This is a genomic window from Peribacillus sp. NPDC101480, assembly GCF_050277335.1.
Lineage (GTDB): Bacteria > Bacillota > Bacilli > Bacillales > DSM-1321 > Peribacillus.
The window spans coordinates 1-25225 of record NZ_JBNNSB010000014.1; the positions used below are offsets into that span (position 1 = coordinate 1).

General features: G+C 41.8%; 25 protein-coding genes, 1 rRNA gene and 2 other annotated features. All 26 genes read left to right on the forward strand.

Annotated elements, in window-relative coordinates; genetic code table 11:
- Positions 1–90, forward strand: a 5S ribosomal RNA gene (gene rrf / locus ACQKMF_RS25550); the annotation flags it as partial.
- A gap of 345 nt (positions 91–435) precedes the next feature.
- The gene (locus ACQKMF_RS25555; RefSeq protein ID WP_101225855.1) at positions 436–897 is read left to right on the forward strand and encodes a CtsR family transcriptional regulator; all 462 of its coding nucleotides are present in this window, start codon (positions 436–438) and stop codon (positions 895–897) included.
- A 21-nt stretch (positions 898–918) separates the two neighbouring features.
- Positions 919–1470 carry a UvrB/UvrC motif-containing protein gene (locus ACQKMF_RS25560; protein WP_402945506.1) on the forward strand — a complete coding sequence of 184 codons (552 nt, stop codon included), beginning with the start codon at positions 919–921 and terminating at the stop codon, positions 1468–1470.
- On the forward strand, positions 1467–2543 hold the full coding sequence (locus ACQKMF_RS25565; protein ID WP_101225857.1) for a protein arginine kinase: 1077 nt from the start codon (positions 1467–1469) through the stop codon (positions 2541–2543). Before ACQKMF_RS25560 ends, ACQKMF_RS25565 begins: the two co-directional genes overlap by 4 nt.
- Positions 2544–2672: 129 nt before the next feature.
- Positions 2673–5114 carry an ATP-dependent protease ATP-binding subunit ClpC gene (clpC, locus tag ACQKMF_RS25570; protein WP_101225858.1) on the forward strand — a complete coding sequence of 814 codons (2442 nt, stop codon included), beginning with the start codon at positions 2673–2675 and terminating at the stop codon, positions 5112–5114.
- A 198-nt stretch (positions 5115–5312) separates the two neighbouring features.
- Complete coding sequence (gene radA, locus ACQKMF_RS25575; RefSeq protein WP_101225859.1) at positions 5313–6701, forward strand: DNA repair protein RadA; 1389 nt, start codon at positions 5313–5315, stop codon at positions 6699–6701.
- Between the two features lie 2 nt (positions 6702–6703).
- The gene (gene disA / locus ACQKMF_RS25580) at positions 6704–7777 is read left to right on the forward strand and encodes a DNA integrity scanning diadenylate cyclase DisA (protein ID WP_427575536.1); all 1074 of its coding nucleotides are present in this window, start codon (positions 6704–6706) and stop codon (positions 7775–7777) included.
- Positions 7778–8004: 227 nt separating this feature from the next.
- Positions 8005–9102 carry a PIN/TRAM domain-containing protein gene (locus ACQKMF_RS25585; RefSeq protein ID WP_101225860.1) on the forward strand — a complete coding sequence of 366 codons (1098 nt, stop codon included), beginning with the start codon at positions 8005–8007 and terminating at the stop codon, positions 9100–9102.
- Between the two features lie 21 nt (positions 9103–9123).
- Entirely contained in the window at positions 9124–9813 is a 690-nt protein-coding gene (ispD, locus tag ACQKMF_RS25590) for a 2-C-methyl-D-erythritol 4-phosphate cytidylyltransferase (RefSeq protein ID WP_101225861.1), read from the forward strand.
- A 14-nt stretch (positions 9814–9827) separates the two neighbouring features.
- The gene (gene ispF, locus ACQKMF_RS25595) at positions 9828–10307 is read left to right on the forward strand and encodes a 2-C-methyl-D-erythritol 2,4-cyclodiphosphate synthase (RefSeq protein ID WP_101225862.1); all 480 of its coding nucleotides are present in this window, start codon (positions 9828–9830) and stop codon (positions 10305–10307) included.
- 90 nt (positions 10308–10397) lie between these two features.
- Complete coding sequence (gene gltX / locus ACQKMF_RS25600; protein WP_230178744.1) at positions 10398–11855, forward strand: glutamate--tRNA ligase; 1458 nt, start codon at positions 10398–10400, stop codon at positions 11853–11855.
- Between the two features lie 42 nt (positions 11856–11897).
- Positions 11898–12146, forward strand: a binding site (T-box leader).
- Positions 12147–12231: 85 nt separating this feature from the next.
- Positions 12232–12882, forward strand: coding sequence for a serine O-acetyltransferase (cysE, locus tag ACQKMF_RS25605; protein ID WP_101225864.1), 651 nt, complete (start codon positions 12232–12234; stop codon positions 12880–12882).
- A gap of 1 nt (position 12883) precedes the next feature.
- Positions 12884–14281, forward strand: coding sequence for a cysteine--tRNA ligase (gene cysS, locus ACQKMF_RS25610; protein ID WP_101225865.1), 1398 nt, complete (start codon positions 12884–12886; stop codon positions 14279–14281).
- A gap of 3 nt (positions 14282–14284) precedes the next feature.
- Positions 14285–14707, forward strand: a complete 423-nt coding sequence (locus ACQKMF_RS25615) for a Mini-ribonuclease 3 (RefSeq protein ID WP_402945496.1) — start codon at positions 14285–14287, stop codon at positions 14705–14707.
- Positions 14704–15447 carry a 23S rRNA (guanosine(2251)-2'-O)-methyltransferase RlmB gene (rlmB, locus tag ACQKMF_RS25620; RefSeq protein WP_063235788.1) on the forward strand — a complete coding sequence of 248 codons (744 nt, stop codon included), beginning with the start codon at positions 14704–14706 and terminating at the stop codon, positions 15445–15447. Before ACQKMF_RS25615 ends, rlmB begins: the two co-directional genes overlap by 4 nt.
- Positions 15448–15451: 4 nt before the next feature.
- Positions 15452–15961: an NYN domain-containing protein gene (locus tag ACQKMF_RS25625; protein ID WP_034305067.1), complete on the forward strand. Its 510-nt coding sequence runs from the start codon at positions 15452–15454 to the stop codon at positions 15959–15961.
- Positions 15962–16046: 85 nt separating this feature from the next.
- The gene (gene sigH / locus ACQKMF_RS25630; protein ID WP_094246690.1) at positions 16047–16679 is read left to right on the forward strand and encodes an RNA polymerase sporulation sigma factor SigH; all 633 of its coding nucleotides are present in this window, start codon (positions 16047–16049) and stop codon (positions 16677–16679) included.
- Between the two features lie 201 nt (positions 16680–16880).
- Entirely contained in the window at positions 16881–17030 is a 150-nt protein-coding gene (gene rpmG, locus ACQKMF_RS25635; RefSeq protein ID WP_101225867.1) for a 50S ribosomal protein L33, read from the forward strand.
- 50 nt (positions 17031–17080) lie between these two features.
- A complete protein-coding gene (gene secE, locus ACQKMF_RS25640; protein ID WP_034305062.1) occupies positions 17081–17263 on the forward strand; it encodes a preprotein translocase subunit SecE in 183 nt (60 codons plus the stop codon).
- Between the two features lie 247 nt (positions 17264–17510).
- Positions 17511–18044, forward strand: coding sequence for a transcription termination/antitermination protein NusG (gene nusG, locus ACQKMF_RS25645; protein WP_048677866.1), 534 nt, complete (start codon positions 17511–17513; stop codon positions 18042–18044).
- Between the two features lie 174 nt (positions 18045–18218).
- The gene (gene rplK, locus ACQKMF_RS25650; RefSeq protein ID WP_034305057.1) at positions 18219–18644 is read left to right on the forward strand and encodes a 50S ribosomal protein L11; all 426 of its coding nucleotides are present in this window, start codon (positions 18219–18221) and stop codon (positions 18642–18644) included.
- Between the two features lie 104 nt (positions 18645–18748).
- The gene (gene rplA / locus ACQKMF_RS25655) at positions 18749–19441 is read left to right on the forward strand and encodes a 50S ribosomal protein L1 (RefSeq protein ID WP_048677868.1); all 693 of its coding nucleotides are present in this window, start codon (positions 18749–18751) and stop codon (positions 19439–19441) included.
- A gap of 50 nt (positions 19442–19491) precedes the next feature.
- Positions 19492–19642, forward strand: a sequence feature (ribosomal protein L10 leader region).
- Positions 19643–19681: 39 nt separating this feature from the next.
- A complete protein-coding gene (gene rplJ, locus ACQKMF_RS25660; protein WP_101225868.1) occupies positions 19682–20182 on the forward strand; it encodes a 50S ribosomal protein L10 in 501 nt (166 codons plus the stop codon).
- Positions 20183–20244: 62 nt separating this feature from the next.
- Positions 20245–20604 carry a 50S ribosomal protein L7/L12 gene (gene rplL / locus ACQKMF_RS25665; RefSeq protein ID WP_034305050.1) on the forward strand — a complete coding sequence of 120 codons (360 nt, stop codon included), beginning with the start codon at positions 20245–20247 and terminating at the stop codon, positions 20602–20604.
- Positions 20605–20799: 195 nt separating this feature from the next.
- Positions 20800–21405, forward strand: coding sequence for a class I SAM-dependent methyltransferase (locus ACQKMF_RS25670; RefSeq protein WP_101225889.1), 606 nt, complete (start codon positions 20800–20802; stop codon positions 21403–21405).
- A gap of 238 nt (positions 21406–21643) precedes the next feature.
- Positions 21644–25213, forward strand: a complete 3570-nt coding sequence (rpoB, locus tag ACQKMF_RS25675) for a DNA-directed RNA polymerase subunit beta (RefSeq protein ID WP_230178745.1) — start codon at positions 21644–21646, stop codon at positions 25211–25213.
- The last annotated feature ends 12 nt before the right edge of the window (positions 25214–25225 follow it).

Below are 25225 nucleotides of genomic sequence, written 5' to 3' on the forward strand. Positions count from 1 at the left end.
ACCCGTTCCCATTCCGAACACGGCAGTTAAGCTCTTCAGCGCCGATGGTAGTTGGGGGTTTCCCCCTGTGAGAGTAGGACGCCGCCAAGCCATTTATTAAGATCAGCCATCCGGCTGGTCTTTTTTGATGTTCATAATTAAAAAAAGTTCTTTATTTATGGGACAGCAGGGGCTGGCCGTATTTTTGGTAAGCTGAGAATTGGGCGTATTAAAATTGTGAAACTTTAAAGAGAAGAAAAAATAGCAGGTTTTGCTTTTGTGTTTTTAGGGTATTTATGTAAGATATTTTAACTTTAATGTTCAATGGGGTATGTAACTACATATAATTTGGAGAAAATGGATATTACAGAAAGAAAGTGCGTTTAAGTTGCAAAATGCATTATTCCTTGTATAATAATAGTCAAATATAGTCAAAGTCAGAATGGAGGAGGCTGAGTGAGAAACATATCTGATGTTATCGAAACTTATTTGAAGCAAGTACTTGAAATAAGTCAAAAAGATATCTTGGAGATTAAAAGAAGTGAAATAGCAGATAAATTTCAGTGTGTTCCTTCTCAAATCAATTACGTAATCAATACCAGGTTTACCATCGAGAGAGGTTATGTTGTAGAGAGTAAGCGTGGGGGCGGAGGTTATATACGCATCATGAAGGTGGAATCACAGGATTCCGTGCAACTTATCAACCAATTATTATCGCTTATTGGTTCCAGGGTATCTCAATCGATGGCTGAAGGAGTAATTTCACGGCTGATGAATGAAGACGTCATTAATGAAAGAGAAGCAAAGATTATGATGAGCGTCATAGATAGATCGGTGATTTATATCGACCTACCTGACCGCGATGAACTTAGGGCAAGAATTTTAACTGCGATGCTTACGACTTTAAAATATAAATGAAACTGGCAGAGGTGATGAACGTTGATTTGCCAAGAATGTCATCAAAGGCCTGCTACCCTGCACTTCACCAAAATCATCAATGGAAAAAAGACTGAAATCATGATTTGTGAGATATGTGCTCAGGAAAAAGGCGAAATATTCATGGATGCAGGTGGACCTGGTTTTTCAATAAATAATTTATTAGCAGGATTGTTGAATATCGAGTCGAATATTCAACAGACGAAGGCAAATGCATTTCCTAAAACGGAAGAGAGGCGTTGCCCGCATTGTCATCGATCTTATAAAGAATTTGTCCATATTGGTAAGTTTGGCTGTGCCGAATGTTATAAAACGTTCAATGAACAGTTAAATCCCATTTTAAAGAGGGTTCATAGCGGCAATACAGCACATATAGGGAAAATTCCAAAAAGGATCGGTGGCACCATCTATCTTCGAAAGCAAATTTCAGATTTGAAAGAAGTTTTAAAGGCCCACATTGATCAAGAGGAATTCGAGAAAGCGGCAGAGGTAAGAGATAAGGTACGTTCCCTTGAAAAAAGGTATGAAGCCCAAGAGGGAGGCGAGGAATTATGAGCTTGGAAAAGTTTGTAGAAAACGCTTTGAGTTCCTGGATGAGTGCCGAAGGGCCGGAAATCGATATTGTATTGAGTTCGCGGATTCGGCTGGCCAGGAATTTCAAAGACTTTACCTTCCCAACCTCCTTTTCTAACGAAGAAGCTAAAAAAATCATTGAATTGGTCAAAAAAAGAATTGAAGAGGAAGTGACTCCAGAGATTGGGAAACTGGAACTTTTAGAGATTGACCAATTGCAGCCACTGGAAAAGCGCGTTCTCGTTGAAAAACATTTAATCAGTCCTCATTTAGTTGAAGATTCAGCGAAAAGCGCATGTCTCCTTTCGGAAAATGAAGAAATAAGTATCATGATAAATGAAGAGGATCACCTCCGTATTCAATGTTTAATGTCGGGATTGCAGCTGAAGGAAACCTTAAAGATTGCAAATGTTCTTGACGATTGGATTGAAGAATCCATAGACTATGCATATGATGAAGAAAGAGGATACCTAACAAGTTGTCCGACTAATGTGGGAACAGGATTAAGGGCTTCAGTCATGATGCATCTTCCCGGCCTGGTCCTTACACAGCAGATGAATAATATCATACCGGCTATCAACCAATTGGGGTTGGTGGTTCGAGGGATTTATGGAGAGGGCAGTCAAGCGTTAGGGAATATTTTTCAAATCTCAAATCAAATTACTCTTGGAAAGTCGGAAAGGGATATCGTTGAAGATCTAACAAGTGTAGTGCAACAAATCATAGCCCAGGAACGGTCAGCGAGGGATGCATTAGCGAGGACTTCCCACATACAATTAGAAGATAGAATTTTCCGTTCATATGGGATTTTGTCCAATGCTCGAATCATCGAGACCAAGGAAGCAGCTACCTGTATCTCCGATGTCAGGTTAGGGATAGATCTTGGGTATATAAAAAATATTTCCAAAAGCATTCTAAATGAGTTGATGATTTTGACACAGTCGGGATTTTTACAAAAGTACGCAGGCGGCCCTTTAAGACCCCATGAAAGGGATATTCGACGAGCAGCACTCATCCGGGAACGCTTGAATTTCACTGAATCTTCCTCCTCATAGAGGTCATAGACCTCTTTAGGGAGTATCAAATTTCATGTAATAGATATGGAGCAAGAATAAGCTTCTGCCATTACTTAGAGAATTGCCAGCAACTTTATTCAAAACGAAAATTCTAAGGAGGAATTCCCTATGATGTTTGGTCGTTTTACTGAAAGAGCCCAGAAAGTATTAGCATTAGCCCAAGAAGAGGCAATCCGTTTAGGTCATAATAATATTGGCACGGAACATATTTTACTGGGTCTTGTCCGAGAAGGCGATGGTATTGCAGCCAAGGCGTTATTTGCTCTTGGATTGGGTCCGGATAAGATTCAGAAAGAAGTGGAAAATTTAATTGGCCGTGGACAGGATACGGCTCAAACGATACATTATACCCCAAGAGCCAAGAAAGTCATTGAACTTTCCATGGATGAGGCAAGAAAATTAGGTCACTCATATGTTGGGACAGAGCATGTTCTTCTAGGTCTTATACGAGAAGGGGAAGGTGTAGCTGCCCGCGTATTGAATAATCTTGGAGTAAGTTTAAATAAAGCCAGACAACAAGTATTACAGCTTTTGGGCAGCAATGAATCAGGTGGTCATCAAGGTTCTGCCGCTTCAAATGCGAGTACACCGACACTGGATGGCCTAGCCCGTGATTTAACGGCGATTGCCAGGGAAGGAAGCCTGGATCCCGTTATCGGAAGAAGTAAGGAAATACAGCGTGTCATTGAGGTATTAAGCCGCCGTACAAAAAATAACCCAGTATTGATCGGTGAACCTGGGGTAGGTAAAACAGCCATTGCTGAAGGGCTTGCCCAACAGATCATCAATAATGAGGTACCTGAAATTTTACGCGATAAACGCGTAATGACACTTGATATGGGTACCGTTGTGGCTGGTACTAAATACCGTGGTGAATTTGAGGACCGGTTGAAGAAAGTTATGGATGAAATACGTCAGGCGGGTAATATCATCCTATTCATCGATGAATTGCATACATTGATTGGTGCAGGTGGTGCAGAAGGTGCCATCGATGCGTCCAATATCCTTAAACCATCATTGGCACGTGGTGAATTACAATGTATCGGTGCTACAACATTGGATGAATACCGTAAGTATATTGAAAAGGATGCTGCGCTTGAACGTCGTTTCCAGCCAATCCAAGTCGATGAGCCGACTATTGAGGAATCCATCCAAATCCTCAAGGGGCTGCGTGACCGTTATGAGGCACATCACCGCGTATCGATTACTGACGAAGCGATTGATGCCGCAGTCAAATTATCCGACCGTTATATTTCCGATCGCTTTTTACCGGATAAAGCGATTGACTTGATTGATGAAGCTGGCTCCAAGGTCAGGCTGCGCTCATACACAACGCCACCTAACTTAAAGGAACTTGAAGTGAAGCTAGACGATGTTCGCAAGGAAAAGGATGCTTCCGTTCAGAGTCAGGAATTTGAAAAAGCAGCTTCGCTTCGCGATACGGAACAACGCTTAAGAGAACAATTGGAAGAAACGAAAAAAACTTGGAAAGAAAAACAAGGGCAGGAGAACAGTGAAGTCACTGTGGATGACATTGCACATGTCGTGTCCAGCTGGACGGGAGTGCCAGTCACTAAACTGGCGCAAACAGAGTCAGACAAACTTCTTAATATGGAGTCGATCCTCCATGATCGTGTAATTGGGCAGGAAGAGGCCGTCATTGCGGTTTCTAAAGCAGTACGACGTGCCAGGGCAGGTTTGAAAGATCCTAAACGTCCAATTGGTTCATTCATCTTCTTGGGACCTACAGGGGTCGGTAAAACCGAGCTTGCACGTGCTTTGGCTGAATCAATTTTTGGTGATGAAGATGCCATGATCCGTATCGATATGTCCGAATATATGGAGAAACATTCAACTTCACGTCTTGTTGGATCCCCTCCAGGATATGTTGGATACGAAGAAGGCGGTCAGTTAACGGAAAAAGTGCGGAGGAAACCATACTCTGTCGTTCTGCTTGATGAAATAGAAAAGGCGCATCCGGATGTCTTCAATATCCTTCTTCAAGTATTGGAAGACGGAAGGCTGACAGATTCCAAGGGTCGTACTGTCGATTTCAGGAATACCATTCTGATCATGACATCGAATGTAGGTGCGTCGGCTTTGAAAATCGATAAGTATGTCGGCTTTAACATCCAGGATACTGGCCAGGACTATAAAAATATGAAAGGGAAAGTGATGGAAGAACTCAAACGTGCATTCCGTCCGGAATTCCTGAATCGTATTGATGAAACCATCGTGTTCCACTCATTAGAGAAGGATCACTTGAAACAAATCGTTACATTAATGTCAAATCAGCTTACTACCCGTTTGAAAGAACAGGAGATATACTTGGAGCTGACAGATGCGGCTAGAGAAAAAATTGCAACCGAAGGTTTTGATCCGGAATATGGTGCACGTCCAATCCGCAGGGCACTTCAGAAGCATGTAGAAGATTATCTATCCGAAGAGTTGCTTAAAGGCAACGTGAAAAAAGGGCAAACGGTCGTAATGGATGTCGTGAATAATGAGTTTGCAATCCGGCAAGGCGAGCCTGTTAATGTAAGTGAATAACCTGATCCTAAACTTCGAGGTACACGCAGATTCTTTTGCAGTGTACCTCTGTTTTTTATCTATAGGTAGATATGAGTATAAACGGGACAAGCAGAGTGAATATTTTTTTAAAAAAACTTAGCCTTAAGAAGGTTTAAATAAAACAGAGATATAATATCCTTAATATAGATATTTTTTCCAAAGGAAGAGGAGTAATTTATGGCTGTAAAAAAGAAAACAAAATTTATGTGTCAGTCTTGTGGATATGAATCCGCGAAATGGATGGGGAAATGCCCAGGCTGCGGTGAATGGAACAAAATGGTCGAGGAAACCGAAATCGTTAAGCCTGCTAGAAAGGGCGCGTTTACCCATTCGGAGGTTAGAGGTTCCGGGGAACGGGAGAAGGCAGCACCCATAACGACCATTCAATCAGAAAAAGAACCACGGATTAAGACGGATTTAATGGAATTGAATCGTGCTCTTGGGGGCGGGATCGTACAGGGGTCACTTGTATTGATCGGAGGGGACCCGGGTATCGGTAAGTCCACCCTGCTTTTACAGGTATCATCCCAATTGGCGCATAAACAGAAAAAAGTGCTATATATATCAGGTGAGGAATCAGTCAAGCAGACCAAATTGAGAGCAGACCGGCTGGGGACCATGTCGGAACATCTGTTCGTTTATGCTGAAACCGATATGGACTATATCCAACAGGCCATTACAGAGGTAAAACCGGATTTGGTCATTATTGACTCCATTCAAACGGTATATCATTCGGAGGTTACATCTGCCCCGGGAAGCGTTTCACAAGTGAGGGAATGCACAGCTTCACTCATGCGAATAGCTAAAACGAACGGGATCGCAATTTTTATCGTCGGTCACGTTACAAAGGAAGGGGCCATTGCGGGGCCGCGGCTGCTTGAGCACATGGTTGACACCGTTTTATATTTTGAAGGAGAAAGACACCATACATATCGAATTATACGTGCGGTCAAAAACCGCTTTGGTTCGACGAATGAGATGGGTATTTTTGAAATGAAAGAACATGGATTGGAAGAGGTAGCGAATCCATCGGAAATTTTCCTTGAAGAACGGTCGCAAGGAGCTTCGGGTTCCACAGTCGTCGCATCCATGGAGGGCACAAGGCCGGTGCTTGTCGAAATTCAAGCATTGATTTCACCTACGAGTTTTGGAAACCCAAGGCGAATGGCCACGGGAATTGACCACAATCGAGTTTCGCTTTTAATGGCTGTTTTGGAAAAGAGAGTGGGCTTGCTGCTCCAAAACCAGGATGCGTATTTAAAGGTTGCTGGTGGGGTCAAGCTTGATGAACCGGCAATTGACCTCGCTGTTGCAATAAGCATTGCATCAAGCTTCCGAGATAAACCAACAAACCCTGCCGATTGCATCATTGGTGAAGTGGGGCTGACTGGGGAAGTGAGAAGGGTGTCACGGATAGAACAAAGAGTGCAGGAAGCGGCGAAATTAGGGTTTGAGCGGGTTATCATACCGGCTAATAATATAGGGGGATGGACTGCGCCAAAAGGTATTAAGATCGTTGGTGTTTCATCGGTTTCGGAGGCTCTTAAACAATCGTTAGGGGGTTAAGTATGACAGATAAAAAAGGGTATGAGAAAACTAAATTGGAAATTCTGCAAATTGTAGCACCGGGTACCCCGCTTCGTGAGGGTATTGAAAATGTCCTGAGGGCAAATACAGGTGGTTTGATAGTGGTCGGATATAACGAGAAGGTGCGAACGATCGTAGATGGCGGCTTCAAAATCAACTGCAGCTGTACCCCCAGCACATTATATGAGTTGGCGAAGATGGACGGGGCCATCATTTTAAATGAAACGGCCGATAAGATCATTTTCGCAAATGCCCAATTAGTGCCGGACAATAGCACACCTTCCACTGAAACGGGAATGCGGCATAGGACAGCGGAACGTGTGGCAAGGGAGACCAAGTCGTTGGTCATCGCAATCTCACAACGTCGGAATGTCATCACTTTATATCAGGGCAATTTCCGGTATGCCCTTAAAGATATAGGAGTCATACTTGCTAAGGCTAATTTGGCCATCCAGACCCTGGAAAAATACAAGGTGGTCCTGCAGCAGAGCATATCGGTTTTAGGAGCGCTCGAGTTTGAGGAAATCGTGACCTATGCCGACCTTTTGCAGGTATTTCACCGTTATGTAATGGTGCTCAGAATCAAGGCCGAGCTACTAACGTACCTTAATGAGCTTGGTACGGAAGGAAGATTGATCCGTTTGCAAATGAATGAAATCCTGGCAGATATTGAAACGGAAGGAAAATGGCTTATCAAGGATTATACCTCCAGTAATGATGAAAATCCCGAGGAAATCATTTTTAGGCTTCAAGAGTTGGCCATGCAGGAAAAACTGGATGAAAGCATTCTTCTGAAGGTGCTGGGCTATCATGGATACATACATCTTGATGAGTCAGTACATCCCCGTGGTTACCGTATTCTTCATAAAATCCCACGCCTGCCGGGTTTGATCATCGAAAATTTAGTGAAACAGTTCGGAAGCTTTAGTGAAGTCAATAAAGCTACGGTTGAAAACCTTGACGATGTGGAGGGTATAGGCGAAGTCCGCGCCAATAAAATCAAAGAAGGACTCCGCATTTTAAAAAATCAGCTGGTCACAAATAGAAGGATGTAAGGAGCAGCTGGCCTTTTAACATTCACCTGAACCAGCTTGAAATTGGTTGGTGTTTATTTTTGACACTCAAAACTCAGGGTGCTAGGCTAATATTACGAAAAAGAGAAGAAGTCGTATTTGTAAATCCACTAATTCCTTAAGTGAATTTAACGTATATAATGAAAACGAATTTTCGAAGGTTTCATTTTATTTTATTGGTCAATAATGAGTAGAGGGAGGTGAAAGGGATGTTAAAACGCATTATACAAGCATGCTTCTTAATAGTCGGCGGAACACTTGGTATGTTACTAATTCCTGAATTATTAATTGTTTTACATGCAGACGATATTGCTTTATTAAACAATCCTTATGTAAGTGTACTGTTGGGTGCCATTATCTTTTATCTTATAACTTTTTGGGCAGTAGATCATGTGATCTATTTTATGAAGTGGCTGGAGGAACAGCTTGTTAAGATACCGATTACGGATATAATCTTTGGCAGCGTCGGCCTTTTAGTGGGACTGCTTGCGGCGTTCTTGGTTGGCTCCGCCTTCAGTGCCATCAAGGTTCCTATTTTAAATACAGTGGTACCTATCATCCTTACGCTTTTATTTGGTTATCTTGGTTTTCAGGTGGGCTTTAAAAAACGTGATGAGCTATTGAGTTTATTCATGAAAAGCAATAAGAAAAAGAATACTGATGGTGAAGCGAACGAAGAGGATGAAGAGGGGTATAGCAAGCGGCTTAAGATTCTCGATACTAGCGTCATCATTGATGGTAGAATTGCGGATATCTGTCAGACGGGCTTTCTGGAGGGTACCATAGTTATTCCTCAATTCGTTTTAAACGAGCTGCAGCACATTGCCGATTCATCTGATGCATTGAAAAGGAATCGCGGAAGACGCGGTTTGGATATCTTGAATCGAATTCAAAAAGACCTGCCGATTAAAGTGGAGATGTACGAGGGTGATTTTGAAGACATTCAGGAAGTGGACAGTAAACTGGTGAAGCTTGCCAAAATATCGGGCGGAATGGTCGTTACCAATGATTTCAATTTAAACAAAGTATGCGAGTTTCAAAACGTGGCGGTTCTTAATATCAATGATCTGGCCAATGCCGTTAAACCTGTTGTACTTCCTGGGGAAGAGATGAATGTTCAAGTCATCAAGGATGGGAAAGAGCAGAACCAGGGCATCGCTTATTTGGATGACGGTACCATGATCGTAGTCGAGGGTGGCCGTGATCATATCGGGAAACGAATCGATGTACTTGTCACAAGTGTATTGCAGACCTCTGCAGGCCGGATGATATTCGCTAAACCGAAACTATTAGAAAAAGCATTATAAAGAAGAGTAGGAGAAACCGTTATGTTTTATGAAGTAGTGATACCTGCAGCTGGACAAGGCAAAAGAATGAAGGCGGGCAAGAATAAACTTTTTATTGAACTATCGGGTATCCCGATCATTGTTTATACACTGCGTGTCTTCGAAGAAGATCCTGACTGTCGGGGGATTATCCTTTCGATAAACCCGGCAGAAAAGGATTATTTCAATCAATTGATAGCAGCGTATGGGCTTAAAAAGGTCAAGAAACTGGTCATGGGTGGCAAGGAGCGCCAACAAAGCGTGTATAATGGACTGCAACATGCAGAAGAAGACATCATCTTGGTCCATGACGGTGCCCGCCCTTTTATCAATCTTGGGCAAATCAGTGAATTGACTGCTGCCGCCTCCCTGCATGGAGGTGCCGTAATTGCAGTGCCCGTTAAGGATACGATTAAAAAAGCGGCAAACAAAGAGGTAGTGGAAACAGTGGAACGATCAAGCTTGTGGGCGGTGCAAACTCCACAAGCTTTTCGTGTATCCATATTAAAAAGTGCGTATGAACAGGCAGAAGCTGAAGCGTTTTTAGGGACGGATGATGCAAGTTTGCTAGAGCGGATCAATGAACAGGTAGTTATTATTGAGGGCAATTATGATAATATTAAAATTACGACTCAGGAAGACCTTTATTTTGCAGAAGCGATTTTACATAAACAACAACATGGAAAAAGATGATTGGGGAGAATGATATGTTTAGAATAGGACAAGGATATGACGTTCATCAGCTTGTAGAGGGCAGACCTTTGATTATTGGCGGGATTACGATTCCGTATGAGAAAGGTTTGCTAGGGCATTCTGATGCGGATGTCCTTCTGCATACTGTTGCTGATGCCTGCTTGGGTGCAATTGGTGCAGGGGATATCGGTAAGCATTTTCCGGATACCGATCCTGAATTTAAAGATGCCGATTCGGCAAAACTGCTGCAGTATATTTGGGCAATTGTAAAAAAAGAAGGATATTCCCTGGGCAATGCGGACTGTACAATCATTGCACAAAGCCCGAAAATGGCACCGTATATTGAGGAGATGCGAGGCAGGATTGCTGAACTTTTAGATACGTCGATAGACAGAATTAATGTAAAGGCGACCACTACCGAGAAACTTGGATTTACAGGCAGGAGCGAAGGAATCGCGGCACAGGCTGTAGTCTTATTGGTTAAATCAAACTAAATTCATTTTTAGGGTGGATGCCTTTATCCCAATGTATTTAAATGATAATATATACAATAGAATAGAACGACTGGGAGGTCTATATATATCATGAGCAGTGATATTCGAGTTCGCTATGCACCGAGTCCGACTGGACATTTACATATTGGTAATGCACGGACTGCTTTATTTAATTATTTATATGCACGAAATAAAGGCGGGAAATTCATCATTCGTATTGAAGATACCGACCAAAAGAGAAATATTGAAGGCGGAGAGGATAGTCAGCTTAAATATTTAAAATGGCTTGGTATGGATTGGGATGAAGGTGTTGATGTTGGCGGTGAATACGGGCCATATCGTCAATCCGAAAGGAACGACCTTTATCAGGAATTGTATCAAGAGCTTTTAGATAAGGGTTTGGCATATAAATGCTATTGTACGGAAGAAGAGCTTGAAGCAGAGCGTGAAGGACAGGTCGAACGCAATGAAACGCCAAAATATTCAGGGAAGTGCAAGCATTTAACTGAGGAAGAGCAAGCGGAACTATTGGCTCAAGGAAGAAAACCGAGCATTCGCTTTGCCGTTCCGGCTGGGAAGGTCCTTACTTTCAAAGATATGGTCAAGGATGAGGTTTCGTTTGAAACAGATGGCTTTGGTGATTTTGTTATCGTTAAAAAAGATGGCATTCCAACCTATAACTTTGCAGTGGCCGTCGATGATCATTTGATGAAGATTTCCCATGTCCTTCGCGGTGATGATCATATCTCCAATACTCCAAAACAATTGATGATTTATGAAGCTTTCGGCTGGGAACCGCCGGTATTCGGACATATGACGCTGATTGTAAACGAAAGCAGGAAGAAACTGAGTAAACGTGATGAGTCGATCATTCAATTCATTGAGCAATATGAAGAGCTTGGTTATGTACCTGAAGCGTTATTCAATTTCATTACATTACTAGGGTGGTCTCCGGTCGGGGAGGAAGAGATTTTCACGAAGGAAGAATTCATTAATATTTTCGATGCTGACCGTCTTTCTAAGTCACCTGCACTTTTCGATAAACAAAAGCTTACATGGATGAATAACCAATATGTTAAGCAATTGGACCTCAATCGTGCAGTGGAATTGTCAATGCCTCACTTAATTAAAGCCGGGAAGGTTTCAGAGACACTGACCGCCGAAGAAGAAGAGTGGGTACATGGGCTAGTTTCCCTTTTTCAAGAGCAGATGAGCTATGGAGCGGAAATAGTCGAGCTATCTGAACTGTTTTTCAAGGATGAGGTCGTGTTCGAGGAAGAAGCTAAGGAAGTGCTGGCTGAAGAACAGGTACCGGAAGTCATGAAAGCTTTCCTTCAGGAGATTGAAGGGCTTGAAGAATTTAACGCGGATGAAATCAAGAAGTCGATTAAAGCCGTACAAAAAGGCACAGGTCATAAAGGGAAAAAATTATTCATGCCGATAAGGGCTGCCGTCACGGGTCAAACACATGGTCCTGACTTGCCTAAGGCGATTTCATTACTGGGCAAGGAAAAAATTAAACAGCGTATTCAGAGTATTTTATATTAACAATTTGTCGAAAATGTAATATAGTATTTAATAATCTTACAAAAGAACGCGTAGATGGGGAGAAGTAAGTAAACGAAGCTTTTTAGAGAGAACCATAACCTGCTGAAAGTGGTTCAAGCCTCTCGTTTTCTGAAATGCACCCTTGAGTCCTTTGCTGAACTAACTTATAGTAGGCACAGGCGGAATTTCCTCCGTTACAGGGATTAAAGTTGGGGATGAAAAAACAGGAAAAAGCTTTATCTGGTTTTTACATTCCAAACAGAGTGGAACCGCGCTTCAAGCGTCTCTGTCTATTTGGACAGAGACGCTTTTTTATATGCTTTAAAAGCTTCAAAAGGGGATGTTGGAAAAGGACGGAACATAGGGGGGAATCATTTTGTTAAAGATGTTTAAAGAGGATATCGAAGTGGTTTTTGATCAAGATCCTGCTGCGCGCAGCTATTTGGAAGTCATATTGACGTATGCGGGTTTACATGCAATTTGGAGTCATAGGATGGCTCACGCACTATTCAAGAAGAAATTCTTTTTCCTGGCAAGAAGTATATCTCAAATCAGTCGTTTTTTTACCGGAATTGAAATTCATCCAGGGGCTACGATTGGCCGTCGTTTCTTCATTGACCATGGAATGGGGATCGTCATTGGCGAAACTTGTGAAATTGGCGACAATGTATCTGTCTTTCAAGGTGTAACCCTTGGGGGAACAGGAAAGGAAAAGGGAAAACGTCATCCTACGATAAAGGATAATGTCCTGATTGCTACAGGAGCAAAAGTGCTTGGTTCCATCACTGTTGGGGAAAACTCAAAAATCGGTGCAGGATCGGTTGTTTTAAAGGAAGTGCCACCTAATTCTACAGTGGTGGGCATTCCAGGTAAAGTGGTCATTCAAGATGGTATCAAAATCAACAAAGACCTAAATCATTGTGATCTTCCTGATCCAATCGCTGATCGCTTTAAGGAATTGGATAGTGAACTCAGGGCCTTAAGAGAGAAGCTGGCTGAACAGAAGCAGGAAGAAAGGAGTCTATAATATGGCGATTAAAATATATAACACAGCAACAAGAAAAAAGGAAACCTTCGTCCCGATTGAAGAGGGAAAGGTGAAGATGTATGTATGCGGGCCCACTGTCTATAATTACATTCATATAGGTAATGCAAGACCGGCAATCGTATTTGATACCGTTCGTAGGTATTTGGATTACCGTGGATATGATGTGCAATTCGTTTCGAACTTTACGGATGTAGATGATAAGCTGATTCGCGCGGCAAAAGAATTGGGTGAAGATGTCCCGACCATCTCAGAGCGTTTCATTAAGGCTTATTTTGAAGACGTATCGGCATTGGGCTGCAAAAAAGCGGATGCTCACCCAACCGTAATGGAGAACATGGATGCAATCATTGAATTCATTTCGGCATTAATTGAGAAAGGATTCGCTTATGAATCTGAAGGGGATGTGTATTACCGCACTCGTAAGTTTGAGGGATATGGAAAGCTTTCACATCAGTCCATCGATGAGCTGCGAGTGGGGGCCCGTATTGAAATAGGGGAGAAAAAACAAGATGCCCTTGATTTTGCCCTTTGGAAAACGGCCAAGGATGATGAAATATCTTGGGAGAGCCCATGGGGTAAGGGGCGTCCTGGCTGGCATATCGAATGCTCCGCAATGGTCAAAAAGTATTTGGGCGATACGATCGATATTCATGCAGGGGGTCAAGATCTGGCTTTTCCGCATCATGAAAATGAAATTGCACAATCCGAAGCATTGACGGGTAAGACCTTTGCGAATTATTGGATGCATAATGGGTATATAAATATTGAGAATGAAAAAATGTCTAAGTCCTTAGGCAATTTCGTCCTTGTGCATGACATCATACAGAAGCATGATCCACAAGTGTTACGCTTCTTCATGTTATCTGTACATTACCGTCATCCCATCAATTATAGCGAAGAAGTGCTTGAAAATGTAAAAGCGTCCCTAGAACGCTTAAGGACATCTTATCAAAACTTAAAGCATCGCCTTCAAGTAAGTGATGGATTGACTGAGAATAATGATGTTTGGTTGGAGAAGCTTAATGAATTACATGAACAATTCATTAAGGAAATGGACGATGATTTCAACACAGCTAATGCAATATCCATGCTCTTTGAACTATCCAAACAGGCGAATTATTACTTGATGGAGAAAAACACAGACAAGGAAGTGATTAATGCTTTCCTTGATAAATTCAACATCTTATTTTCTGTCCTCGGTTTATCCCTTGAAGAAGAGGGGCTTTTGGATGAAGAAATTGAAGGGTTGATACAGCAGAGAATTCAAGCGCGGAAAGACCGCAATTTTGGGTTATCTGATGAAATTCGTGATCGCTTGAAAAACATGAATATCATATTAGAGGATACCCCTCAAGGTACAAGATGGAAAAGAGGGTAATTAATGCTTCATTACGATAGTAAGGTAGATGCAAAAATGCTGAACAGTCTTGCTTTAGCATATATAGGTGATGCCGTATACGAAACGTATATACGGCATCACCTCATTCAAAAAGGATCGGTCAAGCCAAATCTACTTCACAAAAAGGCTACATCTTTTGTAGCGGCTAAAGCACAAAATAAAGTCATCCACTTTTTCCTGGACTCAGGTTGGTTATCGGAAGAGGAATCCGCAGTCGTTAGGCGCGGCCGAAATGCAAAATCCGGTACGGTACCGAAGAATACAGATGTGCAAACGTATCGCTACAGTACAGCCTTCGAGGCACTTATGGGATTTTTGTATTTATCCGGCCGAATAGAAAGAATGGAAGAACTCATCAAAAAATCCATTGAATACATTGAAGAAGAAAAGGGGAGTAACCCATGAGCGAAGAATATATCATTGGCAGAAACCCCGTATTGGAAGCTCTTCGCTCCGAACGGGATATTAATAAAATTTGGATAGCCGAAGGCTCGCAAAAAGGCTCGATGCAGCCACTCATCGGTCTGGCGAAGGAAAAGAAGGTATTCGTGCAAATCGTACCGAAGAAAAAAATTGACCAAATGGCTGAAGGCATCCATCAAGGCGTTATTGCACAAGTGGCTGCATATGAATATGTGGAGCTGGATGATTTATTCGCAAAAGCGGCTGAACGGGACGAAGCACCTTTTTTCATGATTCTTGATGAAGTTGAAGATCCGCATAATTTAGGGTCGATCATGAGGACGGCTGATGCTGTCGGTGCCCATGGAATCATCATTCCAAAAAGGAGAGCTGTGGGCTTGACGGCAACAGTGGCAAAAGCCTCGACGGGTGCAATTGAATATATTCCGGTAGCTCGCGTTACAAATTTGGCGAGAGCGGTGGAAGAGTTGAAAGAGCGCGGGGTATGGATAGTCGGTACCGATGCGAAAGGCAGCGATGATTACCGTAACATGGATGGAAAGATGCCTATCGGACTTGTTATCGGCAGCGAAGGAAAGGGCATGGCACGATTAATGAAGGATAAATGTGATTTTCTCATCCGTCTCCCTATGGCAGGTCAAGTAACTTCGTTAAATGCATCGGTAGCAGCCGGTTTATTGATGTATGAGGTTTATAGAAAAAGAAATCCCCTAGGGCAATGATGAAATGAATATTCTGTTGGTGGACGGTTATAACATTATTGGAGCTTGGCCGGAACTGAGAGAATTAAAGGAACGGGATCTTGCTGCTGCAAGGGACCGGTTGATAGAAATGATGGCGGAATATCAAGCATTTACCGGATACCGTGTAATTGTCGTATTTGACGCTCAATATGTTCAGGGAATTGCCCGTATATTCAAAAATCACAAAGTTGACGTAATTTTTACAAAAGAAAATGAAACTGCGGATGAAAGAATTGAAAAGATGGCCATTGAACTGAATAATGTCAAAACACAAATTCAAGTGGCAACCTCGGACTTCACGGAACAGTGGGTGATCTTCGGCCAAGGGGCCCTAAGGAAATCCGCTCGTGAACTGCTTATTGAAATGGAAGAAATTCAAGGCGAAATCAAGAAAGATGTAAGAAAAACAACAACGATAAGACCCGTGGCTAAAATTCCTTTAAGTGAAGAAGTGGCAGAAATTTTCGAAAAATGGCGCCGGGGTAAAATATGAACCATTGACGGGTAAATTTTACCTGCTGTATAATATTTCTATCTGAGTCAGGTCAGGGGGATATAATGTGGGTCTCAAATTCGGAATGAAGCTGAACGAAAAGTATCTGCAGTTTGAGGATGATGAATTGATAGGGTTGGTGCACACTGGAGACAGTGAAGCGCTGGATTATTTGATCCAAAAGTATCGTAATTTTGTAAGAGCTAAGGCAAGGACTTATTTCTTGATTGGTGCCGATAAGGAAGACATCGTGCAAGAAGGTATGATTGGTTTATATAAAGCCGTCCGTGATTTTAAAGGGGATAAGTTATCTTCTTTTAAAGCATTTGCAGAACTATGCATTACAAGGCAGATCATTACAGCTATCAAAACAGCAACACGTCAAAAACATATTCCGCTCAATTCCTATGTTTCCCTGGACAAGCCCATTTACGATGAGGAATCGGATCGAACTCTAATGGATATTATATCGGGTACGAAAGTTTTGGACCCGGAAGAACTGATCATCAACCAAGAAGAGTTTGACGATATCGAATTAAAGATGGCCGAGCTCCTGAGTGATCTTGAGAGAAAAGTGTTAGCTCTTTACCTGGATGGACAAACCTACCAAGAAATTTCGGAAGAGTTGAACCGGCATGTTAAGTCAATCGACAACGCCCTTCAGCGGGTGAAAAGAAAGCTCGAGCGCTATCTGGAAGTAAGGGAAATCAGTTTATAATCCCTCCGCTTTTTCCGCTTAATTTCATCTGTCCCTTCTCCACATGGAAGTTTATTATTCACAAAGATTTTTAATGGTTGGCAAGTAAACCGATATTCTGATTTCCGGTGTCCATAATCGTCGAAACCTGCTTTGATATTGACAATAAAAAACAGCCGTGATAAGGTTTTATGGATATAGTAGATAGGATAGGTGTATCTAATGCGAAAAAAAATAGTTCTTGCCTGCACTGATTGCGGTACAAGGAATTATAGTTATGAGAGCAAACAATCGACAAGCGGCGAACGACTGGAAATCAAGAAATTTTGCAGTACGTGCAACTCACACTCGATTCATAAAGAAACGAAATAACCGTTTTATAAATAGATTGACAGAAGCTTCTAATGCTTGGAGGTACATTCATGAAACGTTTTACCGAATTTTTCAGCGGAGTCGCTCGCGAAATGCAAAAGGTAAGCTGGCCGAAACGCAAGGAGCTTACCAAATATACAATCGTGGTGGTAACGACTGTAGTATTTATGGCTTTATTCTTTACAGTGGTGGATTTGGGCATTTCCGAATTAATTCGCTTAGTTATTGAATAAGAGATTCGAAAATAAGGTATAATAGTGATAGAATAATATGTGTCAGCAGAAAAGCCCGGAAACGGGTTTTTTAATTTGTCTTTTTTAGTAAGTTCAAAATCGAGCACTGCTGTAATATGTTCATCACAATATATTCTAGTTAAGTCGGAATGACGCCGTATGGTTTTTTGGCTAAAACGTTCAAAGATAAAGATTAATAAAGAAAATGATTGATTGCAGGGAGGGAAGGACGTTAAAGTCCTAACACATGGAAAAGAATTGGTATGTAGTTCACACCTATTCAGGTTATGAGAACAAAGTTAAGGCTAACTTGGAAAAACGTGTTGAAACTATGGGGATGGAAGACAAGATCTTTCGCGTAGTAGTTCCAGAAGAAGAAGAAACAGAAGTGAAAGATGGCAAAAAGAAAGTGACCAAAAAGAAAGTATTCCCAGGATATGTATTGGTTGAGATCATCATGACTGATGATTCATGGTATGTTGTCCGGAATACGCCTGGAGTAACAGGTTTCGTAGGTTCATCTGGAGCTGGGTCAAAACCGACTGCATTGCTGCCGGAAGAAATTGAAGTCGTTCTTAAGCGAATGGGCGTAGATGAAAGTAAAATCGAAGTTGATTTTGAAATCGGTGATACGGTTCAAGTTAAGGAAGGGCCATTTGCAACATTTGCAGGACCTATTGAAGAACTTGATAAAGATAAAGGTAAAGTAAGGGTTCTAGTCAATATGTTCGGCCGTGATACACCGGTTGAACTTGATTTTAATCAAGTGGAAAAATTATAAACGGAAAAAAACTTGAAATTGCCTTTTGAAAGTGGTAAAATTTCAAAGGTCAGTATGTTTCAATTTTTAGGCCTCAACGATACAAGCATTCTTTATTAATATATAAAGAATTCAAGATGAGTGGGAGGGTATTACCCTATTACCACATCACGGACTTATAAGGAGGTGTGTCTCGTGGCTAAAAAAGTAATTAAAATGGTTAAATTGCAAATTCCTGCTGGTAAAGCGAATCCGGCACCGCCAGTCGGTCCTGCATTAGGTCAAGCTGGTGTAAACATCATGGGATTCTGTAAGGAGTTCAACGCTCGTACAGCAGATCAAGCTGGTCTAATTATTCCTGTTGAAATCACGGTATTTGAAGACCGTTCATTTACATTCATTACAAAAACTCCACCGGCTGCAGTATTGCTTAAGAAAGTAGCTGGTATCGAGTCTGGTTCTGGTGAACCTAACCGTAATAAAGTTGCTACAGTCAAGCGTGATCAAGTGCGCGAGATTGCTGAAACTAAAATGCCTGACCTAAACGCTGCAAGCGTTGAAGCTGCAATGCGTATGGTTGAAGGTACTGCTCGCAGCATGGGTATTGTCATCGAAGACTAATCCATGTAATTGCTATTTGTTTCTACGGGGTTGCGATTGATACTCGCAACCTTTATTCGTGGGAGGTCATTCCGTTAAAACCACAATTTAGGAGGATTTATATCATGGCTAAAAAAGGTAAAAAGTATCTTGAAGCAGCTAAGCTTGTAGAAGTATCTAAGGCTTATGCTGTAACTGAAGCAATCGAAGTTGCTAAAAAAGCAAACTTCGCAAAATTCGATGCGACTGTTGAAGTTGCTTTCCGTTTAGGCGTAGACCCTAAGAAAGCCGACCAACAAATTCGTGGAGCAGTTGTTCTTCCGAATGGTACTGGTAAAACTCAACGCGTATTAGTATTCGCAAAAGGCGAAAAAGCAAAAGAAGCGGAAGCTGCTGGTGCTGACTACGTTGGCGAATCTGACTACATCAACAAAATCCAACAAGGATGGTTCGAATTCGATGTAATCGTTGCGACTCCAGACATGATGGGTGAAGTTGGTAAACTTGGCCGTGTATTAGGACCTAAAGGTTTAATGCCTAACCCTAAAACTGGCACAGTAACTTTCGATGTAACGAAAGCTGTTAATGAAATCAAAGCTGGTAAAGTTGAGTACCGCGTAGATAAAGCTGGTAACATCCACGCTCCAATCGGTAAAGTATCTTTCGAAGATGCTAAACTAGTGGAAAACTTCACTACTATCTATGATACATTATTGAAAGTTAAACCTGCGGCTGCTAAAGGAACTTACATGAAAAACGTTTCTGTAACAACTACAATGGGCCCTGGTGTGAAAGTTGATCCTTCTTCTTTCAAATAAATAATTGACATACCAAAACTATTATTGTTATAATAAGTTTTGTTGTGAATAAATGAATACTATTTGTACCGTAGACAGTAGGTGCTCATTACGAGCTTAATTCCCTGCCGAGGTAATTCGATAATAATAGTCCTGGACTATGACTTTTGAAATTACTGCCTTCATGTCTGCAATAGAGATGAAGGCTTTTTCTTTGAAACGGTATAAATGTTTTCAAGCAAATCTACAGGAGGTGTAAGGATGAACGCAATTATTGAACAAAAGCAAAAAATCGTTGCTGAGATTTCTGATAAGTTAACTTCAAGCCAATCAACAGTAGTTGTTGACTACCGTGGATTGACTGTTGCTGAAGTAACAGAACTTCGTAAGCAACTTCGTGAAGCTGGCGTTGAGTTTAAAGTTTACAAAAACTCTATGACTCGCCGTGCTGCTGAAAGTGCTGAACTTAGCGCTTTAAACGAAGCATTAACAGGTCCAAACGCAATTGCATTCTCAACTGAAGATGTTATTGCGCCAGCAAAAATCCTTAACGATTTTGCGAAAAAACATGAAGCTTTAGAAATCAAAGCTGGAGTTATCGAAGGAAATGTTGCAACTGCTGAAGAAATTAAAGCTCTTGCAGAACTACCTTCACGCGAAGGCCTACTTTCAATGCTACTCAGCGTGCTACAAGCACCTATGCGCGGACTGGCTCTTGCTACAAAAGCTGTTGCAGAGCAAAAAGAAGAACAAGGCGCGTAAGCTGACCGCTTATTTAGCCTGATGATTCAAAAAAAACCAACCATTTCGAGGAGGAAATAAAAATGACTAAAGATCAAATCATTGAAGCAGTTAAAAATATGACTGTTTTAGAATTAAACGACCTTGTAAAAGCAATCGAAGAAGAATTCGGCGTAACTGCTGCTGCACCTGTAGCTGTAGCTGCTGCTGGTGGCGCTGCTGCTGAAGAAAAAACTGAGTTTGATGTAATCCTTACATCTGCTGGAGATCAAAAAATCAAAGTTATCAAAGCTGTACGTGAAGTTACAGGTCTTGGACTTAAAGAAGCAAAAGAACTTGTTGACAACACTCCAAAAGCAATCAAAGAAGCTGCTTCTAAAGAAGAAGCTGAAGAAATCAAAGCTAAACTTGAAGAAGTTGGAGCTGGCGTTGAAGTTAAGTAATCTTGCATAAACAAAAAGCTCGCTATCACTGGCGGGCTTTTTTTCTTCATTTTTAAAGAAATGACGGAAATTAGCCGTTAATGGTTTGATAACGAGGACTTCGTTATTCCGACATTCCGGCATGCAAGCATCCATTCTTCAATTCTCTTCTCTCATTAAATCTTCAATATTCCTTTCTGATAGGGGGAGATGACTCTGACAGAGCATTACTACTCACAAAAACCGGATGTCGTAAGCAATCCGAAATTTTGGGATTTCACATTAAAGGGACGTACATTTCGCTTCAAAAGTGATAATGGTGTTTTTTCGAAAAAGGAAGTTGATTTCGGATCGCGTCTTTTGGTTGAGAGTTTTAACCTTAATGAGGCTGTGGAAGGAAATATTCTCGATGTTGGTTGCGGTTATGGACCAATTGGAATATCGATTGCGGCAGCTTATCCCGATAGAGCGATAGAAATGATTGATATAAATAGCCGGGCAGTTGAATTGTCAAAAGAGAATGCTGCATCTAATGGGATCGCAAACGTGAAGATTTACGAAAGTGATCGTTTTGACAAAGTTGCCTCCAATCAATTCGCGGCGATTCTTACGAACCCTCCCATTCGCGCAGGTAAAAGTGTAGTCCACGAAATTTTAGAAGAAAGCTATCGCAGTTTGGTAGCTGGTGGAGAATTATGGGTTGTCATTCAAAAAAAACAAGGAGCTCCATCCGCAATGGATAAAATGGAGCAATTATTTGGAAATGTTGAAGTGCCTGTTAAGAAAAAGGGATACTATATACTATTATCCAAAAAGGTTTGACTCTAAATTTTCGCTATGTTAGTATTATAAAATGCATATATATAATTCCGTAACTATGCAATTTTTATACCATTGGTGTATAATCAATGGATAATATGGGAAAAATATATAAATAATAGTTCGTTTTATGAGAAATAGTGGTTTTTAAAATAAAAACCATTTTCTTTTTGTCTATGGAAATGATTCCTTTTCCGAGGCAAATGGATCCTTATAACGCTTGATTTAAGGGGTGAATCAGTTGACAGGTCAACTTGTTCAGTATGGACGACACCGCCAACGTAGAAGTTATGCAAGAATCAGTGAGGTTTTGGACCTTCCGAATCTGATTGAAATTCAAACAGCTTCTTATCAATGGTTTCTAGATGTAGGTTTAAAGGAAATGTTCCAGGATATTTCTCCTATTGAGGATTTTACAGGTAATTTATCGTTAGAATTCATCGATTACAGCTTAGCTGAGCCGAAGTATTCTGTGGAAGAAACAAAAGAACGCGATGTTACGTATTCTGCACCACTTCGTGTGAAAGTGCGCCTTGTTAACAAAGAAACAGGGGAAGTGAAAGACCAGGATGTATTTATGGGTGACTTCCCGCTGATGACTGAAACAGGTACATTCGTCATCAATGGTGCTGAACGGGTAATTGTATCCCAATTAGTTCGCTCACCGAGTGTTTACTACAATGGGAAAATGGATAAAAACGGTAAGCTTGGATTCTCTGCGACCGTTATTCCTAACCGTGGCGCATGGCTCGAATATGAAACAGACGCCAAGGATGTTGTGTATGTTCGAATCGACCGCACCAGGAAATTACCGATCACGGTATTGATGCGTGCCCTTGGATTCGGAACAGATCAAGAAATCATCGATTTGATCGGAGACAACGAATACCTTCGCAACACTCTTGAAAAGGATAACACCGAGAGTGTGGAAAAAGCATTACTGGAAATCTATGAGCGTCTACGCCCAGGTGAACCGCCTACTGTCGAAAACGCGAAAAGTCTTTTAGTATCACGCTTTTTTGATCCAAAACGTTATGATTTAGCTAATGTAGGCCGTTATAAAATAAACAAAAAACTGCATATCAAGAACCGTTTATTCGGACAACGTATTGCAGAGACTTTGATTGATCCTGAAACAGGTGAAATCATCGTTGAAAAAGGTACAATGCTTGATCGTCGGACCCTTGATAGGATTCTGCCTCATATCGAAGCTGGAATCGGCTTCAAGACATTCCATCCATCAGGCGGTGTAGTGGAGGAGGAAACTCTTCTTCAACCTATTAAAGTGTTTGCACCAAACGATGCTGAAGGCGAAAAAGTGATCAATATCATCGGTAATGCCTATGTGACCGACCAGGTCAAAAACATTACACCGGCTGATATCATTTCTTCCATAAGTTATTTCTTTAACTTATTGCATGGTGTGGGAATCACGGATGACATTGACCATTTAGGTAACCGTCGTCTGCGTTCCGTTGGTGAATTGCTGCAAAACCAATTTAGAATTGGTTTATCCCGTATGGAGCGTGTTGTTCGTGAAAGAATGTCCATTCAGGATACGAATACAATCACTCCGCAGCAACTAATCAACATTCGCCCGGTCATTGCATCAATTAAAGAGTTCTTTGGAAGCTCGCAGCTTTCCCAATTCATGGATCAAACGAACCCGTTGGCTGAATTGACGCATAAACGTCGTCTATCTGCATTGGGACCTGGTGGTCTGACACGTGAGCGTGCTGGCTTTGAAGTACGTGACGTTCATTATTCCCACTATGGCCGCATGTGTCCGATTGAAACGCCTGAGGGACCGAATATTGGATTGATTAACTCGTTATCCAGTTTTGCAAAGGTTAACCCATATGGCTTCATTGAAACACCATACCGTCGTGTGGACCCTGAAACAGGTAAAATTACAAGCCAAATCGATTACTTAACAGCTGATGAGGAAGATAATTATGTAGTTGCCCAAGCGAATGTACGACTGTCAGATGACGGCTCATTCCTTGATAATGATGTTGTTGCACGTTTCCGCGGTGAAAACACCGTTGTTCCGCGTGACCGCGTAGATTACATGGATGTATCTCCTAAACAAGTTGTATCAGCTGCGACTGCATGTATTCCTTTCTTGGAAAACGATGACTCCAACCGTGCACTTATGGGAGCGAACATGCAACGTCAAGCAGTTCCTTTGCTTCAACCGGAAGCCCCTCGAGTCGGAACGGGTATGGAGTATGTTTCAGCGAAAGACTCCGGTGCTGCTGTAATCTGTAAACACCCTGGTATCGTAGAGCACGTTGAATCACGTGAAGTATGGGTACGTAGGGTAAGTGAAGTAGATGGACAGCAAGTAAAAGGAAATCTTGATAAATATCGTCTATTAAAATTCATCCGTTCCAACCAAGGAACGTGCTATAATCAACGCCCTATCGTCAGTGTTGGCGACAACGTCGTAAAAGGTGAAATTCTTGCTGATGGTCCTTCAATGGAAAAAGGTGAGTTGGCACTTGGACGTAACGTATTGGTTGCCTTCATGACATGGGATGGATATAACTATGAAGATGCCATCATCATGAGTGAACGTTTGGTTAAAGATGATGTGTACACTTCCATTCATATTGAAGAATATGAATCTGAATCACGCGATACAAAATTAGGGCCTGAAGAAATCACCCGCGATATCCCTAACGTAGGGGAAGATGCGCTTCGTAATCTTGATGAGCGCGGAATTATCCGTGTGGGTGCTGAAGTGAAAGACGGAGACCTCCTCGTTGGTAAAGTAACGCCTAAAGGTGTAACGGAACTGACTGCCGAGGAACGTCTATTACATGCAATCTTCGGTGAAAAAGCACGTGAAGTAAGGGATACATCACTTCGTGTACCTCACGGCGGCGGAGGAATCGTTCTTGATGTTAAAGTATTCAACAGAGAAGACGGCGATGAACTGCCTCCTGGTGTAAACCAACTCGCGCGTGTATATATCGTTCAAAAACGTAAAATCCATGAAGGCGATAAAATGGCTGGACGACATGGTAATAAAGGGGTAATCTCCAGGATTCTTCCTGAAGAAGATATGCCTTATTTACCGGATGGCACTCCAGTCGACATCATGTTAAACCCATTGGGTGTACCTTCACGTATGAACATCGGTCAGGTGCTGGAGCTTCACTTAGGTATGGCTGCACGCGCACTTGGCATCCATGTGGCATCTCCTGTATTCGATGGCGCTACTGAGGAAGATGTTTGGGGTACGATTGAAGAAGCCGGGATGTCCCGTGATGCAAAAACCGTCCTTTATGATGGCCGTTCAGGTGAAGCATTCGATAACCGTGTATCAGTTGGTGTCATGTATATGATCAAACTGGCACATATGGTCGATGATAAACTTCATGCACGTTCAACTGGTCCTTACTCCCTTGTTACGCAGCAACCACTTGGTGGTAAAGCGCAATTTGGTGGTCAGCGTTTCGGTGAGATGGAAGTATGGGCACTTGAAGCTTATGGTGCTGCTTATACATTACAAGAAATCCTAACCGTTAAATCAGATGATGTCGTGGGTCGTGTGAAAACGTACGAAGCGATTGTCAAAGGTGAAAATGTCCCTGAACCAGGCGTTCCTGAGTCCTTCAAAGTATTGATTAAGGAGCTTCAAAGTTTAGGATTGGATGTTAAAATCCTCAATGCCGAAGATCGTGAAATCGAAATGCGTGATTTGGAAGATGAAGATGAAGCCAACCAAGCAGACAAATTAAGCCTTGATTCAGAAACTAAAGATATGGTTGCTTCCGAAGTAGGGGCACCTGTCAAAGAATAAAATTAAATATAA